Source organism: Lysinibacillus sp. BSL11, from assembly GCF_052928325.1.
On record NZ_JAVGCX010000009.1, the window covers coordinates 133,495 to 149,139 of the forward strand.

The 15,645-nt window shown below is 41.0% G+C and carries 16 protein-coding genes; 14 read left to right on the top strand and 2 right to left on the bottom strand.

Annotated features, from left to right (window positions below; genetic code table 11):
- Positions 1–408 precede the first annotated feature (408 nt).
- The 6 genes from RCJ95_RS12645 to RCJ95_RS12670 all read left to right on the top strand — a co-directional run bounded on the left by RCJ95_RS12645 (position 409) and on the right by RCJ95_RS12670 (position 7,309).
- Complete coding sequence (locus RCJ95_RS12645) at positions 409–2,142, top strand: ABC transporter ATP-binding protein (RefSeq protein WP_446722374.1); 1,734 nt, start codon at positions 409–411, stop codon at positions 2,140–2,142.
- On the top strand, positions 2,139–3,950 hold the full coding sequence (locus RCJ95_RS12650; RefSeq protein ID WP_312130235.1) for an ABC transporter ATP-binding protein: 1,812 nt from the start codon (positions 2,139–2,141) through the stop codon (positions 3,948–3,950). Before RCJ95_RS12645 ends, RCJ95_RS12650 begins: the two co-directional genes overlap by 4 nt.
- A 41-nt stretch (positions 3,951–3,991) precedes the next feature.
- A complete protein-coding gene (locus tag RCJ95_RS12655; RefSeq protein WP_004228761.1) occupies positions 3,992–4,411 on the top strand; it encodes a DUF1801 domain-containing protein in 420 nt (139 codons plus the stop codon).
- A gap of 254 nt (positions 4,412–4,665) precedes the next feature.
- Positions 4,666–5,649: an alpha/beta hydrolase gene (locus RCJ95_RS12660; protein WP_274772903.1), complete on the top strand. Its 984-nt coding sequence runs from the start codon at positions 4,666–4,668 to the stop codon at positions 5,647–5,649.
- A gap of 2 nt (positions 5,650–5,651) precedes the next feature.
- Positions 5,652–6,323, top strand: a complete 672-nt coding sequence (locus RCJ95_RS12665; protein ID WP_004228754.1) for a response regulator transcription factor — start codon at positions 5,652–5,654, stop codon at positions 6,321–6,323.
- Positions 6,320–7,309: a sensor histidine kinase gene (locus RCJ95_RS12670; protein ID WP_313150697.1), complete on the top strand. Its 990-nt coding sequence runs from the start codon at positions 6,320–6,322 to the stop codon at positions 7,307–7,309. Before RCJ95_RS12665 ends, RCJ95_RS12670 begins: the two co-directional genes overlap by 4 nt.
- Positions 7,310–7,343: 34 nt before the next feature.
- Here the strand turns inward: RCJ95_RS12670 and RCJ95_RS12675 are convergent, their stop codons facing one another.
- Positions 7,344–8,213 carry a DMT family transporter gene (locus tag RCJ95_RS12675; RefSeq protein WP_337975946.1) on the bottom strand — a complete coding sequence of 290 codons (870 nt, stop codon included), beginning with the start codon at positions 8,211–8,213 and terminating at the stop codon, positions 7,344–7,346.
- Positions 8,214–8,322: 109 nt separating this feature from the next.
- On the bottom strand, positions 8,323–9,180 hold the full coding sequence (locus RCJ95_RS12680) for a LysR family transcriptional regulator (protein ID WP_221683099.1): 858 nt from the start codon (positions 9,178–9,180) through the stop codon (positions 8,323–8,325).
- A gap of 136 nt (positions 9,181–9,316) precedes the next feature.
- On the opposite strand from RCJ95_RS12680, the gene RCJ95_RS12685 reads away from it, so the two are divergent.
- The 8 genes from RCJ95_RS12685 to RCJ95_RS12720 all read left to right on the top strand — a co-directional run bounded on the left by RCJ95_RS12685 (position 9,317) and on the right by RCJ95_RS12720 (position 15,412).
- Entirely contained in the window at positions 9,317–10,525 is a 1,209-nt protein-coding gene (locus tag RCJ95_RS12685; RefSeq protein WP_446722375.1) for an MFS transporter, read from the top strand.
- A gap of 29 nt (positions 10,526–10,554) precedes the next feature.
- Positions 10,555–10,935 (top strand): SRPBCC domain-containing protein, encoded by a 381-nt coding sequence (locus RCJ95_RS12690; RefSeq protein ID WP_446722376.1) that lies wholly within the window; start codon positions 10,555–10,557, stop codon positions 10,933–10,935.
- A gap of 112 nt (positions 10,936–11,047) precedes the next feature.
- A complete protein-coding gene (locus RCJ95_RS12695; RefSeq protein WP_313150693.1) occupies positions 11,048–11,764 on the top strand; it encodes a toast rack family protein in 717 nt (238 codons plus the stop codon).
- A gap of 119 nt (positions 11,765–11,883) precedes the next feature.
- Positions 11,884–12,435 (top strand): sigma-70 family RNA polymerase sigma factor, encoded by a 552-nt coding sequence (locus RCJ95_RS12700; RefSeq protein ID WP_446722377.1) that lies wholly within the window; start codon positions 11,884–11,886, stop codon positions 12,433–12,435.
- Positions 12,410–13,474, top strand: a complete 1,065-nt coding sequence (locus tag RCJ95_RS12705; protein ID WP_312128774.1) for a DUF4179 domain-containing protein — start codon at positions 12,410–12,412, stop codon at positions 13,472–13,474. Before RCJ95_RS12700 ends, RCJ95_RS12705 begins: the two co-directional genes overlap by 26 nt.
- An 84-nt stretch (positions 13,475–13,558) precedes the next feature.
- The gene (locus tag RCJ95_RS12710) at positions 13,559–14,083 is read left to right on the top strand and encodes a tubby C-terminal domain-like protein (protein WP_274772916.1); all 525 of its coding nucleotides are present in this window, start codon (positions 13,559–13,561) and stop codon (positions 14,081–14,083) included.
- Positions 14,084–14,341, top strand: coding sequence for an alpha/beta hydrolase (locus RCJ95_RS12715; RefSeq protein WP_274772918.1), 258 nt, complete (start codon positions 14,084–14,086; stop codon positions 14,339–14,341). It abuts the gene before it with no gap.
- A 504-nt stretch (positions 14,342–14,845) separates the two neighbouring features.
- The gene (locus RCJ95_RS12720) at positions 14,846–15,412 is read left to right on the top strand and encodes a hypothetical protein (RefSeq protein ID WP_263082452.1); all 567 of its coding nucleotides are present in this window, start codon (positions 14,846–14,848) and stop codon (positions 15,410–15,412) included.
- Positions 15,413–15,645 lie beyond the last annotated feature (233 nt).

Sequence of the window (15,645 nt, forward strand, 5' to 3'; positions counted from 1 at the left end):
GGATGACGCTGAATCTAAAGTAGCTGGCTGTTGCTTGTAAAGGTAAATGCCCGCTATGAAAGGTGAGGAAGTCGCTCCTAAGCAGGGTAAACCCGCTCCAAAGTATATGGAAACCGCTCTTAAGCAGGGGAACCCCGCTCCAAAGTGGAAGAAAGTCGCTCCTAAGCAGGGGAACCCCGCTCCAAAGTGGAAGAAAGCCGCTCCTAAGCAGGGAAAAGCCGCTCCAAAATGTGAGAACCCCGCTCAATAAAAGAGTCACCCCCTCCAAAAGCCGCTTCTTCTCACAAATCTCCCCCCAACCAGTCCAGTCCAGAATATTACGAGACCCGAAAAATTATTTATCAAATGGGAATGATTTTCAGTTATAATGAGGAACGAATGGGATTTAAATAGAACGGAGACGAATGTATGCAGGCAGTTAAACAATTAGGGCAATATTTGGGGCCTTATAAATTTTTCACGCTGATTGCACCGCTATTGATGGTGCTGGAGGTGACGATGGATTTAATTCAGCCGACCATCATGCAGCATATGATTGATACGGGGATTGCCAATGGAGATAATGGATACGTATTGACTATGTTTGTGTGGATGCTTGGCAGTGCAGTGCTCGGGCTTATTGGTGGGGTTGGTTGCTCGTATTATAGCTCGAAGGCGGCGATTCATTTTGCCTCGGATATTCGACAGGCTCTTTATGAGAAGATGATGACTTACTCAGCCAAGGAGCGAGATGCTTTTACAACGGGGAAGCTGATTACGATTTTAACGAGTGATGTGGAAAGTATTCAGCGTGCCTTTATGATGACGCTGCGTATTTTTGTGCGTGGACCTTTGCTCTTTATCGGCGCAGTGATTATTGTGTTTGTCACAGCACGTGAGCTTTTTTCCATATTGCTCATTATCGTTCCATTATTGGTTATAGCGATGTACTTTTTTACGAGGTATTCGGGTGTATTGTATCGTCGTGTTCAGGAGGCCATTGATGCCGTCAATACGAAGCTACAGGAAAATTTGGCGGGTATTCGTGTAGTTAAAGCCTTTCGCCGTGAAACACAGCAGGTTGCACAGTTTGGAGAATTAAATGAGGCGTTGACGAAACGTTTTATTACAGCTGAGCAAATTGTCGGCGTGCTTGTACCCTTTACGATGTTTGTTGTCAATCTAGGGATTGTAGCCGCGCTTTGGCTTGGAGCCATTAAGGTAGACGCGGGTACGCTGCAAGTGGGCGTTATTCTTGCGTTTATCAACTATTTAACGATTATTTTAAATGGACTGATGTCCTCTAGTATGGTGCTGATGCAAATCGCGCGAGCCTTGCCTTCAGGAGAACGCATTGTGGACGTGTTAAACAAAGAGATTGCTGTTAAGGAAGCGGAACATACGCTGACAGATCCAATAAAAGGGGCCATTGACTTTGATCAGGTGAGCTATCGTTACTATGAAACAGCTGAGGATGTCCTCAAAAAGATTTCATTTTCGGTAAAACCAGGGCAAACGGTCGGTATTATTGGGAAAACAGGTAGTGGTAAATCGACGCTGGTGAAGCTATTACCTCGCTTAGTTGATCCCTCTGGTGGCGAAATCCGCATAGACGGAAAACCGCTAACATCCTACTCACTCGCAACCCTACGTGAGCATATCGGATTTACCTCACAGAAAGCATTATTGTTTTCTGGGCCGATTGAAAAAAATATTCGTCTTGGTAAGGATGATGCCACAGCTGAGGACATACAGCAGGCATTAGAGGCCGCCTGTGCCAGTGAATTTGTAGAGCGACTTGATAAGGGCTTAGCGCATGAATTGTCACAGGGTGCTACGAATCTTTCGGGTGGACAGAAGCAGCGCCTTGCATTAAGTCGTGCGTTGATTCGAAAGCCTGCCATTTTGGTGCTGGATGATACAACGTCAGCGCTCGATAGTGCATCGGAACAACATGTGCAACGAGCTATTGCCACCTATTATCAAGACACTACGACATTCATCGTAGCGTCGAAAATTGCCTCCATTCAGCAGGCAGATGTTATTTTGGTACTAGAGGATGGCGACATTGTTGGGCAAGGAACCCATCAGCAGCTTCTACAATCAAATGCGCATTATCAAGCAATTTATGCGTCACAGCAAAAGGCTGGTGAACAAGAATGAGTCAAGGTCAATCAAAGCAAATGAATTTTGGACGTGGACCGCGTATGGGGGGACCAGCTGAGAAGGCGAAAAATCAAAGGGAGACATTGTCACGTGTATGGCACTATGTCAAGCAACAAAAAGTAGGGCTGTTTTTCTCTATCTTTTTTGTCATAGCCTCGACCTTTTTAAGCCTTGCAGGTCCCTATATGATCGGACATATTATTGATGATTACATTATGAAAAAAGATATTAATGGAACGATTCGTTTAGGTATTGTGTTAGCTGTTATTTTTACAGTGGCATCTATTCTGACATGGCTGCAAACCTATGTCATGATTCATGTGGCGATGAAAACCATTCGGACTTTGCGATTGGAACTATTTCAAAAGCTTCAGACGCTGACATTACGTTTCTTTGATCAGCGGGCACTTGGGGATCTAATGAGCCGTGTGACCAACGATATTGATAATTTAAATACCGCACTTGCGCAAAGTGTTACGCAAATCGTGTCGTCCATTTTAACTGTAATTGGTGTCAGTATCGCCATGTTTACATTAAGCTGGCCATTGGCAATCGTGACATTGATTATTATTCCGCTGATCGTTTTCACAACCAAGCAAATCATTAAACGCAGCAGTAAAAATTATGCTGCACGGCAACGGGATCTTGGGAAGCTGAACGGCTATATTGAGGAAATGATTACAGGTTCGGAGGTACTTACGCTTTTTGGTAAGGAACAGCAAACGATTGATACGTTCCATCAGCAAAACGAAAATCTACGAAACTCCGCCCAACGAGCAGAAATTACCTCTGGCTTACTAGGTCCGATTAATAACTTTATGAATAATTTAGGCCTTGCTGTCGTCATCGGAACAGGTGCCTTTTTAGCAGTGAAGAGTATTGTTACAGTGGGGATTATTGCCGCCTTTGTGACCTATACTCGGCAATTTTTCCGTCCGCTTAATCAGCTATCTAATCTATTAAACACCTTCCAATCTGCTATTGCTGGGGCAGAGCGTGTTTTTGAGATACTAGATGAACCCTCTGAGGTAGCCGATAAGCCTAATGCCATCAAGACGGCATCGCTTAAGGGGGATGTTGTTTTTAAGCAAGTATCATTTAGCTATGAGTCAAATAAGCCTGTGTTAAAAAACATTGACTTCCATGCCAAGGCAGGGGAGACATTTGCTCTAGTTGGCCCAACAGGCTCAGGCAAAACAACGATTATCAATTTATTAACACGTTTTTATGACGTCGATCAAGGTGAGATTTTGATTGATGGGCATAATATCGAGCACTATCAGATGGAGACGATTCGCCAAAGAGTTGGTGTGGTTTTACAGGACACCTATTTGTTCTCGGGAACGATTCGTGACAATATTCGCTTTGGTAAGCTAGATGCAACAGATGAAGAGGTTGTGGAAGCGGCAAAAATTGCGAATGCCCATCATTTTATTAAATATTTACCAGCTCAATACGAAACGCCCGTACAGGCAGGGGGAGCCAATTTAAGTCAGGGGCAGCGTCAGCTTATTGCGATCGCGCGTGCGATATTAGAGAATGCAGATATTTTAATTTTGGATGAAGCGACATCAAGCGTGGATACCCAAACAGAGGTGGATATTCAAAGAGGCTTACAGCATTTAATGCAGGGACGCACAAGCTTTGTCATTGCCCATCGACTCAAAACAATCGAAAATGCCGATCAAATCCTCGTGATTCAGCAGGGAGAAATTGTCGAGCAGGGCAATCATCAAGAGCTGATGCAGCAGCAGGGGATCTATCGTCATCTTCAACACAAACTATTGTTAGAGCAGGTAGAATAGGGAATAATAAAGGTACATCTTCCGGAAGGCGAGGGATTGACATGTATGAATTAAAGACCAAAGAAACCGATGTAAGTGTCATTGAATTTATTGAAAGTGTAGACCATCCAAAAAAGCGAGAAGACGCCTATCGATTATTGGACATCTTTACAGAGGTCACAGGCTATGAAGCCAAAATGTGGGGACCGAGCATTATAGGCTTTGGTAAATATCATTACAAATATCAAACAGGCCATGAAGGGGATGCCCCACTAGCTGCCTATTCCCCTCGCAAAGCGAAAATTAGCTTATATTTTGCCCCAGGGGATGAACGGGAGCAACTATTACAACAATTTGGTAAACATACAACAGGAAAGGCCTGTGTTTATATTAATAAGCTTGCTGATGTGAATGAAGACATCTTAAAAGCCCTTATTCAACAAACCATCGATTTTTTACGAAAAACCTATCCAGATGCTTAATCAAGAGAGAGGCTGGGACATAACTTGATTATATTGAAAAACAATAAAAATGAATATTAACTTTTCCACTTCAAGCAGTTAAATATGCCTTCCTAAATCAAAAAAATGTTAGACCAATTATATCTTGGTCTAACATTTTTTCTTTTTGTCCCAGCCTCGTTTTGTATGAAACTTATCTATTTTCTCCAAAAGTTTAGTAGAAATTTATTTTTACCGTGTATCCTTGCAAGTATCAACGAAAAGAGGAGATACGTATGAAAAAGAAAGCAAAGAAAATAATTGTCTATATGGGGGCATTGATTGTGCTCGGAATGGTGATCGTTTGTATATATCACTATAGCTTAATACAGAAGGAGTCAGCTATTTTACAACCTAACGGCACATTAAACAATGTAGATGGACAAAACATCCATGTTTATCAGGAGGGGGCTGGCGAGGATACCTATGTTTTTATGGCTGGCTCAGGTATCGCAGCGCCCGTATATGAGCTAAAAGGGCTGTATCGTAAGTTTTCACAGCATCATCAAATTGCGGTAGTGGATCGAGCTGGCTATGGCTATAGCGACGTAGCCCATGATGATAGAGGAATCGATACTATTGTAGCGCAAACACGACAGGCACTTCTGCAAAGTGGGCTTGAACCGCCCTATATTCTTGTGCCACATTCCATTTCTGGACTAGAGGCCATTTACTGGGCGCAAAAATACCCAGAGGAAGTAAAGAGCATCATCGCTCTGGACATTGGCTTACCTAGTCAATATGTAAAGCATAAAATGGGGTCGGTCGATCGTTGGATGGTAAGGGGAATGCATCTCGCTACTAAGCTGGGCTTACATCGACTTATGCCATCTCAGGTCTATAATCCGCAAATATTGAACATGTCCTTTTTAACAGCACAGGAAAAGGAAATCTATCAGGCATTGTCCTTTAAGCAATTTTTTAATGAGGATATGCAAAATGAGCTGTTACAGGTCTACGAAAATAGTTTACAATCAGAACAGCTCAAAAAGCCGCAAGACACGCCTATCTTACTGATTGATGCGATTGCGGAAGAAAATAAACATTCGAAATATACGAAGCAAAACCGACAGGATTATGCCGACTTTGCAAAGCAATTCACTAATGCACAGGTGAAGGAGGTCAGTGGGACACATAGTATTTATCTCTATCAGCCAGATGCAATCTATCAACTGGCAATGGAATTTATGAAAACAACGGGTGATGAGAAAGGTCGATAAGTATGAAAGGATTTAGAATCTTAATTATAGAAGACGATCACATGATTGGTGATCTACTGCAAAAAATAGTGAAGCGTGAGGGCTATGAGGCAATCTGGAAAACAGATGGCAAGGATATGATGGCGCTGATTCAGCAGGTGGATTTAGTCATAATGGATATTATGCTGCCAGGAGAGGATGGCTATCAATTAAGCAAAAATATTAAACGATTAGGCTTAAATATTCCAATCATTTTTCTATCAGCACGTAATGATATTGAAAGTAAGCTAGAGGGGTTGATGGTCGGAGAGGATTACCTGACAAAGCCATTTGATCCGCGAGAGCTGTTGCTAAGAATGCAAAAAATGCTAGCACAACAGTATGGTACATTTACGCAAATTCAGCATTTATTGATCGATGGGGAGCGCCGTCAAGTATTTCATCGTAGTATCCATGATGAAATCGCCCTGACAGCAATCGAGCGAAAAATTTTCTTTTATTTATTTGACAATCGAGACAGAGTGTTAACAAAGGAACACTTTTTCGATTATCTTTGGCCGCTCGATGAACGCAATCATAATATTTTGAATGTCCATATTAAAAAAATTCGAACAAAGCTACAGGACCCAGCAGGCACTATTGTGCAAAATATTTATGGAGAAGGGTATCGTTTAAATACCTATAATAAAAAATGACATTAAAAACAAAATACCGTACTTTATTATTTGTAGCCATTGGGAGTGTGCCGGTTGTACTATTAGGCATTAGTGTGGCCATGTCAATTTTGTATGACAAGGCCTTTAAAATGAAAAATGACGGTATTCCGTTTCATGAGTCCTATGCCTATCCTGTGATGCTGATTGCGTTTGTGCTAGCTTTAGGAATGCTCGCATGGCTATTTTCCACATCGATTCATTCTTTACTATCCAAAATTACACTACTTAATAAAACAATACGAGAACTAGCGAGTAATGAGCGAATACCTGACACGTTAACGATAAAAAGTGAGGATGAAATCGGGCAGCTTAGCCAATCTGTCAATCTCTTAATTGAGCGTACAACTTACCGAGAATTAGAGCTTGCCCAGCAGCAGGAGCTTCAAAAAGAGCTGCTACAAAAGTTGCGACATGACATCCATACGCCGTTAACGGCTATCCGCTTGCAGCTGTTTTATCTAGAGGATCAGCTACAGGGGCAGCCCAAATTGGTGGAATCCTTACATGCACAAATTCAATATATCACGAATTTAACAAATGCATTTCAGTTACAGTCCTTTGATACGAGTGAACAGTCCTATGTCATGCAGGAGGAGGTTCAACTTGTTCCATTGTTACAAATGATGATAAAGAAATGGCAGTATCTATATCGCATGCAGAATATTACGCTGCATTTTCAGCATGATGATTTACAAGCAACTTGGCTTAGCAATGAATTGTGGCTACAGCGTTTATTCGATAATGTCTTTCAAAATACATTAAAGCATGCCCAAGCATCCAAGCTAGAGGTGACGATTAAGGACGGGGAAGTTGTCATGTGTGATGATGGTATTGGCTTCACGCCTGAAGATGAGCATGGCGGACTTGGGCTTAAAATCATTCAGGATATTGCTAAAACACTAAACATCGAAGCTTCCTTACAATCAAACAAGAATGGCACGACCTTCTACTTTACACACCAATAAAAAACAACGGCAGCCTTTGCCGTTGTTTTTTCTTTTACACTGATTTTCGTTGCTGTAGTAAGAACAGGGCAAGTCCTAGTAAAATGACCAAAATACCGATCCCCTGTTGAACGGAAATTATCTCATCTAAAATAAAATAAGCTAATATACAGGTGCCGATTGTTTCGCCTAAAATACTCATGGAAATCACCGTTGTACTTAACCATTTCAACAGCCAATTAAAAATGGTTTGTCCGAAAATCGTTGCAATGACAGCCAGCCCTACAAGGGACCACCAGGTGGAGGCTGAATAATCGAAAAACGATTCTTTCATAAAGAGGGCATAAACGGCTAAAAAGATCGAGCTACTGCCATAGCCGATAATGGAATAGGAAATGAGCGATAAATCCTTGCGCACTGATTGCCCAATAAAAAAGTAGGCTGTAATAATACCTGCCGCAATAAAGGCAAGAATATCGCCATAAAGGGCTTGTCCACTAATCTGGAAATCTTGCCAGCCAATAATGAAGCAGCCGATGATCGCTACGAAGCAGCCCAAAATTGCTCCTTTTGAAAATCGCTCTTTAAATAAAAAATAGCTGCCTACTAAAGAGAATAGTGGCTGTAGAGTCACAATGACGGTTGAACTAGCCACAGAGGTGTAGTTTAATGATTCAAACCATAACACATAATGACAGGACAAAAATAAGCCTGATAAAATGCCAAGTCCCCACTGCTTTTTCGATAGGCTAGCAAGCTCCTGCCGCAAGTCCTTCTTTGCCAATAAAAATGGAAGAAGCACTAGCATCGCAAAAAATAGTCGATAAAAGGCCGTAATCGCTGGTGGTGCATCAGCTAGCTTAACAAAGATTGCTGAGGTAGATAATGCAAATACTGCAAAAAATAACGAGATGTAATAAAACATGATGTACTCCTAAGCATTTACAAGATTAATAATGACAAACCTATTATAGTGTAGTCCGTGTGAATAATATAGGGTTTTTAGAATATTAGCACAAAATAGGTTTATAGAGCTAATTCTGCTCAAGCAAGGATTCAATGACCTGTTTTAATTGCAGGATGAAGGGCTGCTTACTGTCATCTTTTTTATAGATATAAACTGTTTCGATCGCATTGTGAAGCCCGTCTAAATCATAAAAATGCAGGTCAGGACAAGGATAAAGTGCTAGTAATTTGGTATTTAATACAGCCAATGTGTGTTCGATTTCAAGAAAATCTAAAATACTACTAACCGATTTAATCTCCTTCATCGTAAAAGGTACCTGCTTGTCAGTGAGCCATTGTGCTAATGCATGGGTATACATGCAGCCCTTACTTAACACAAGCAATGTGACAGGTGTTCGTTGTTCAAAGTCGATGATAGGAGCGGTGCTTGAGATAACTTCAAATGTCTCTGTGGCTAGTACATCATAGTGTAGATCGCTATAATGCTTGATTGGATTACTTGTTAATGCGCAATCTATTTCCGCCAGATGAACTTTGTGATTTAAGGCTGTACTTGATTCCACAGTGAAATCAACATCTATCGGACTTCGACTAGTTTGCAGTGCGTTCATGATGGATGGACCATAAATTTTAATGGTTGTATGAGATGTACCAACCAAAATACTCGTTTGTGCAGGGCCGATGGTATGTAAAAAGTCTTCATACTGCTCGGCAACTTTCTTTAAAAACTGTAAATAATGTTGACCTACCTCTGTCAGCTTTAAGCCTTGAGGTGTTCGTTTAAAGACGTCCTGCCCAATTTCACGCTCCATTTTTTTCACCTTTGCTGTTAAGGCAGATTGTGTATAATTGGTGATTTCAGCCGATTTACTCAAGTTTTGCCTCTCTAAAAGCTCCATTTTTAAGGCAATTTCTTCAATGTTCATGTTGTTCCTCACATACCTATAGATTTTTTTAATAGCCGCTATCATTTTCCTCCATTTTACGTACGCTAGCTGTCCACGTACACTCTAGATAATGAAAAGGTAGACTGCAAAAGCAGTAACCTGATGGAGGGTTATTATGCATACATATTATCGATGGGTCATTTTGCTTGTGGCTACACTTTCGCAGACAGCCGCAACCTTTGTGACCTACGGAATGGGGCCAGTTGCCTCTTTTTATCAAATGGAGTGGCACTTAACGTCCTTCCAAACAGGGCTAATTGTTTCAGCCGTCAATATTGGGCCAATTTTCTCCATGCTGCTATTCGGCTATCTCATGGATAAGAAGGGAGAAAAGCAGATTATTGGATGGGGCTCGATATTACTGGGCCTGTCAGCCTTATTGCTAATACCCGTGAATCATTATACGACATTGCTTCTCGTATTAATAGTTGTGGGGATATGGTATGGCAGTGCGCAAACAGGTGGCAGTACTGCTATTGTGAAATGGTTTCCTAACAAGCATCGAGGACTGGCTATAGGGATTCGCCAAACAGGTATTCCAATTGGTGGTGCATTGGCTTCCACTGTGTTGACCTATTTGTATCAACATCATCATCTTTCCTCTGTCCATTTAGCACAGGGCTTGATGGCGGTTGGTGGGGGACTATTATTTTTATTGCTTTACAAAGAGCCAAAACAGCATGACACCGCTACGGCACCTCTCATTCCTTTTAAAAAGAAAATGCGTGCTATTCGGCACAATCGAGCGCTCTATCCTTTATTTTTTGTGGGCATGGTCATGATGTCCCTCCAAATGATTATTATTGCTCACTTTATGAGCTATTTACATCATGAAGGTGGATATACATTAACCGAGGCAGGGCGCTATTTAAGTCTGATTTTACTTGGTGGGATGCTTGGCAGAATTGTACTTGCTTGGATGAGTGATCATTATTTCGCTCAAAAACGAGAGCCTTTATTAGTGCTCGTCATGGTCGCTACATTTCTGATGGTTGGCTGTTTGCCCTTTGTCATACATAGTAAGGGCCTCATGATTATTTTTTGCAGTGTATTTGGGTTTTTAGCGCTTGGCTGGTATTCCATATATATCACCTGTGTCACGGAACAATCCGATTCGCAAGCAGTAGGACTGACAGTTAGTGCAGCGTTAACGATTAATCAGTTCTTTATTGTTTTGGCACCAACAGTTTATGGATTATTGGTTGCTGTTTTTTCCAGCTATCAGCTCGCTTTGGATGTCATCGCTGTGATGGTCATACTGGGGGCATTTCACTTATACAGAACATCCCAAAGTAGTATAACTCCTGAAAGTTCGATAAAATAATGGAAAAGAGGAAATGGAGGTTGCTGCGAATGACCAGTTCGATTTGGATTGAGGCAAAGATTGATAAAGTATGGCAAGCGATTACAGAGGAGCAATCCCTCTCCCGATGGTACGCACCAGGCTCCACATGGGACATTCCTATTCTAGCAGCTGGAGAAAAAATGACATTTACTTTAATGCCAAACGCACATAATCAGCTTTCTGAAAAACTGCCGATGGAGCTAACGATTCAGAAAGTGAAGAAAAATGAGGAATTTTCCTTCTATCTAGAAGTTCCTGAAACATTAATTGCTATTACGCTAGCCGAACAGGGTAATGGCACTACGGTGAGCTTTAATTCGCCAGGCTATGATGCCTCTCTTGCGAATTTAAAGGCATTGCTGGAGGGGCATGACATTCCTTATCAGTAAGCCTCTCTACGTCTTAGGTCTTAGATGAAATTCAAGCGTAGGGTCGTATTTTAATTTCCCTTCTCCTATATAATGAAATTATTGGTAGATTATACGGCGGGAGGAAATAATAGTGAAAAAATTAGTTGGTTTAGGTGTCGTGATGGGCACGTCAGCATTGGTATTATCGGGGTGCTTTTCCTTTATTCCAAATAAAATGCGAGAGGAAGCCATTTTGGTGGAAAAGGATAAAGCGAAAGCATTAGAGGTAGACATTGATTTAGGTGTTGGCGAATTGAATGTATCTAGTGGTGCAAAGGAATGGGTTGAGGGCAACGCAGAATATAATGTAAAAAAGCTAGCCCCTCAGGTTGACTATGCTGTACATGGTGATACAGGAGAAGTGGAAATCAAGCATAAGGGCTCCACAAAGCTAGGGCTCTCGAATATTAAAAACACGTGGGCGATTCAACTAAACGACAGCATCCCAATGGATCTGACTGTAGAAACGGGTGCCTCTCTTGCCAACCTCGATTTACAGGGTCTTCAGCTGGAAAAACTCGATATTGAAGCGGGTGTCGGTGATCTAACGGTTAATCTAGGTGGCGACTGGAAAAAGAGCTTTACAACAACTATTGAAACAGGTGTCGGTCAAACAACAGTTATTTTACCTTCAAAGGTTGGCGTGAAACTAACGACGGAAAAAGGCATTGGCTCGTCTAATGTGGAGGGTCTTATGTCAAAAGGGAATGGTGTCTATGTCAACGAAGCTTACGACAAGGCGGATGTCGTGCTAGAGGTCAATTCGGAATTGGGCATCGGGGAAATTACCTTTAAGTTAGATCGATAGAAAATGGAGTAGGCTACTTTCATTGAAGTAGTCTCTTTTTGTATGGCCAAAAAAATAAATAAAAGTGAAACCTTTTGCTTGGATAAAAGACTCTAAGTATGGAAGGAGGGGAAACAAGCATGGAACATGATTTATCTATCGTTAAACAAGCGATTGCGGGGCAGAAGGAAGCCTTTGAACAGCTACTTGTGCTAGAGGAAGAAAAACTATATTACACGGCGTTATCGTATGTTGGTCAAAAAGAGGATGCGCTAGATGCTATTCAAGAAGCGGCATGTAAAGCCTATTTAACCGTTCATCAACTAAAAAATCCAGCATTTTTCTCGACATGGCTGTTCCGCATTTTAATTCATGAATGCTATCGTTTGCTGAAAAAGGGCAAGAAAATGATTCCCTATGAGGAGAGGGAATTATTAGAGCGGTTGCATGATCTGGAGCAGGTCATAGGGAATCCTATTGATTTAGCAGAAGCTATCCAACAATTAAACCATTCCCAGCAGATGGCGCTCCTTTTATTTTATTATCACGATTTACCTATTAAAGAAATTTCAGACATGATGAAAAAGCCTGAGAACACCATCAAAACCTATTTGCATCGTGGTAAAAAACAGCTAAAACGACAATTAGAAAGGAGTGCAATGTTCAATGAAAAAGTCAGTGACCCTACCTGAATTTCCACGGGATGAGGTACGAGCAGCGATTGCACAAGGTATTCAACAAGCACAAGGTAAACCAATTCAAATGAAAAGAAGAAGCAAGCGTAAACCATTCGTATTTATTGCCAGTACTGTTGCCGTTTTTAGTTTAACCATTGGCACAGCCTATGTATCACCAACATTTGCGAGCACATTGTCCAAGCTACCAATTATCGGTTCCGTATTCAATGACTCAGGCTTGCCTGGGCTAAAACAAGCCAGTGAACAGGGACTAACCAAAGCTGTTGGCGAAACACAAACCATCAATGGGATTTCGGTCACAGTAGATGAGGTGCTTTATGATGATTCTCGTATAACGGTTGGGGTAACGATGCAATCTGAGCAGGAATTGAGTGAACTATATTTTGGAGCAGGCTTGGAATTTACCATTAATGGCGCCCAACCAACTGTCAGCTCAGGTAGCTATTCTGAACAGAGGTTAAGTCCTACGGTTCGGACAGGTATTGCGACGTTTGATGTCAAACAGGTTGAGGAAATGCCAGATTTCTTTCAATTGGGCTTAATATTAGCAGGCGAAAAGGGAGAAAAATGGACGTTTTCGACCCCGATTGAAAAGATTACAGAGATTGTCCATGTTCCTGTGAATCATCGACAGCAGGTTGAAGGCATTGAGCTTGATATATCCAACATCTCCTTCAGTCCATCGGGGATCTCCCTTGACTATGAAGCAAAGATGAATGGAATCCTCGATAACCCACCAGCATCTATAGAATTTTTCATAACAGATGGGCAAGGCAGGGAGATCGCCTCTCATTCGGGCGGTGGAAAAGCGCAATTTGATGATGGGGTGTGGAAATTAAGCAGCACGAAAGCCTTTGATCCAATAGCACAACACGTTGGAAAATTAACCATTACGCCTTATGTTGCTATTCCAACAGGGGGTGGGAGCGTTCAAATAGATGCTGATGGCAAAGAAACACATCTTCCATTCAATCCATCAGCCTATAAAGAAGTGAACTTCCAACCATTTACAGTAGAAGTACCCGTACAATAATAGGGGCGTCAAATACATCCTTTGTATTTGGCGCTTATTTTATGGTAGCTTTAAGAAAGCAATTGTTTTAAAGGAGCGAATAGATTGAAGACCTATACATACAAGCAACCAGCAGCCATCGAGTCAACAGAGACCGTTACTATTTTAAATGAAGCGGGGGAGGTATCGTCCACTGTTCAACGCGTGTATTCCAATGCTCTAAAAAAAGCATTTGACCGCACAATGGACTATCGTTATTTTGTTCGCTTTGATGTCAATGATCGCAACGGTCAACAACTTTTTACGTGTAAAAAAGTATCCCGTCGCGGACGTGTGCATTTTCGTGGTAAGGATTTGGTGACAGGGAAAGACTATATGATTGCCTACGATGGCTGGCAAATCATGATTCCTGATTTAGTCATTACCGATGGCGAACAGCAGATCAAGCTCAACAAGGAAATGGAGGGCTGGTCTGTTTTTACTGTGAATGAGCAGCCCATCGCCCGCTGGCAAGCGACTTTCTGTGAGACGCATTTTGACATTACGCTGCAAATTGAAGACAGCAGCCCCATTCAGCAGGAAGCCTTTTTTATTGCGATCGGACAGGCTGTGCTGTTTGTTGGGGCTTAAATGAAGTTAGATGAGGGGCTTGATGATGTGCTAAACATACTACCAGCAAAAGAAATTTATTTACAGGGAAATGAGCATGCCCTATTACTTTTACATTCTTTTACGAGGCATACAAGAGATATGAAGAAAGTAGCCACTTCATTACATAGCCAAGGCTATACTTGCTATGCGCCCTTATATCGCGGGCATGGGACTCACCCCGAACAGTTATTACACTATCAGGTAGACGACTGGTGGCAGGATGTAGTTAATGATTGAAGCCTATCAGAGGATTTCGGTCAGTGGGTTATCCAACGAAGGCATTTTTACTATAAAGCTTGCCCAAGTTCGATAAACTATTACAAATCATTGTCAGTATCAATAGATAAGTAGCTAGAGCAATTTAGGAAAAAATAGGTGCACCCAATCGTTAGGGAAAATCTAATGAAGAGGTGCACTTTTTATATAGTAAGTTTCATACTAAATTAAAGAATCTTTTGTTTTTGTTTCTCCAGTTGGATTCTTTCGTATTCCACCTCTAATTCTCTGTGTTTAATCAAATACTCTTTTTTTATTTGATACACTTTAATCACACTGAAAATCGCAATAACAAAAGCAAATACAAGCATTAATAATTGTATATTTGAGAAATACAAAAAAACACCTCACTTTCTTTATATATTATACATTTATCTGGATTATATGTATAATAAAGATAATGTTACATTATCCATTAATGTAATATTTTACCATAAACAAATTAAAACAAGGAGGTTCATTGTGATGAAGAAGCTTCAATTTTTTATTTGCAGTTTGATTGTTACGTTGATTGTTGCTACAATTTTTCCGAATTTTGCGAATGCTGATGAATATGGACGTAAAGAAAGTGTTTTAGCCGAATCCATCTACTATAACTTGGCTACACAAACATTAGAGTTTGATGAAGAAGCCGCTCAGAAATTATATCATTTCACAGATGAAGAATTAAATTATTACGAATCTCTTGAATCACTATCTCCTAATGAGGTTCATCATAAACTTTTAACCTTTGGGCTAGACATGGACAATTATGAAGGCACAATTATTTATAAAGAAAATGAAGATGGAGAAGTAACACCATATGCTGTTATAGCATGGCTTGCAGGAATTGGTTTGGTTTCTTTCATAGGCTATTTCTTCTGGGACCGATACTTGACACATAAAGAAAAAATGAATTATATGAACAAATGCTTTGCACAGGGAGGCAATCCAATCATTGACTCCCGAGATGATGCTGGTGTAAATGGACAAACCAATGCGACAGAGGCTAGAAAAATCGGCGGCTATAATTTTGCTTGTCAAAAACCATAACATTTTATGAAAGGACCCTTCAAAAGCTTAATTTTGAACACGAAAGACAACAGCCCTTCTATTAAATAGAGGGGCTGTTGTTATTTAAATTTCTAGCTTTGTCCGCTCCTCCCATAACCTCTAGAGAGTGAATGAGTGTAGTACATAAAGGCATGCTCATGATGCCTAATGTGAAGAAGACATAGGACATGGGTATACCATCATCAATAAAGCCTCGTATTCTCGTTAAAACT

Excerpts from the sequence above, each read along its gene's own strand:
- RCJ95_RS12660 (WP_274772903.1), top strand. The coding sequence starts at position 4,666 with ATGAAAAAGAAAGCAAAGAAAATAATTGTCTATATGGGGGCATTGATT.
- RCJ95_RS12715 (WP_274772918.1), top strand. The coding sequence starts at position 14,084 with ATGAAGTTAGATGAGGGGCTTGATGATGTGCTAAACATACTACCAGCA.
- RCJ95_RS12655 (WP_004228761.1), top strand. The coding sequence starts at position 3,992 with ATGTATGAATTAAAGACCAAAGAAACCGATGTAAGTGTCATTGAATTT.
- RCJ95_RS12650 (WP_312130235.1), top strand. The coding sequence starts at position 2,139 with ATGAGTCAAGGTCAATCAAAGCAAATGAATTTTGGACGTGGACCGCGT.
- RCJ95_RS12665 (WP_004228754.1), top strand. The coding sequence starts at position 5,652 with ATGAAAGGATTTAGAATCTTAATTATAGAAGACGATCACATGATTGGT.
- RCJ95_RS12700 (WP_446722377.1), top strand. The coding sequence starts at position 11,884 with ATGGAACATGATTTATCTATCGTTAAACAAGCGATTGCGGGGCAGAAG.
- RCJ95_RS12670 (WP_313150697.1), top strand. The coding sequence starts at position 6,320 with ATGACATTAAAAACAAAATACCGTACTTTATTATTTGTAGCCATTGGG.
- RCJ95_RS12690 (WP_446722376.1), top strand. The coding sequence starts at position 10,555 with ATGACCAGTTCGATTTGGATTGAGGCAAAGATTGATAAAGTATGGCAA.
- RCJ95_RS12685 (WP_446722375.1), top strand. The coding sequence starts at position 9,317 with ATGCATACATATTATCGATGGGTCATTTTGCTTGTGGCTACACTTTCG.
- RCJ95_RS12675 (WP_337975946.1), bottom strand. The coding sequence starts at position 8,213 with ATGTTTTATTACATCTCGTTATTTTTTGCAGTATTTGCATTATCTACC.
- RCJ95_RS12645 (WP_446722374.1), top strand. The coding sequence starts at position 409 with ATGCAGGCAGTTAAACAATTAGGGCAATATTTGGGGCCTTATAAATTT.
- RCJ95_RS12705 (WP_312128774.1), top strand. The coding sequence starts at position 12,410 with ATGAAAAAGTCAGTGACCCTACCTGAATTTCCACGGGATGAGGTACGA.
- RCJ95_RS12680 (WP_221683099.1), bottom strand. The coding sequence starts at position 9,180 with ATGAACATTGAAGAAATTGCCTTAAAAATGGAGCTTTTAGAGAGGCAA.
- RCJ95_RS12720 (WP_263082452.1), top strand. The coding sequence starts at position 14,846 with ATGAAGAAGCTTCAATTTTTTATTTGCAGTTTGATTGTTACGTTGATT.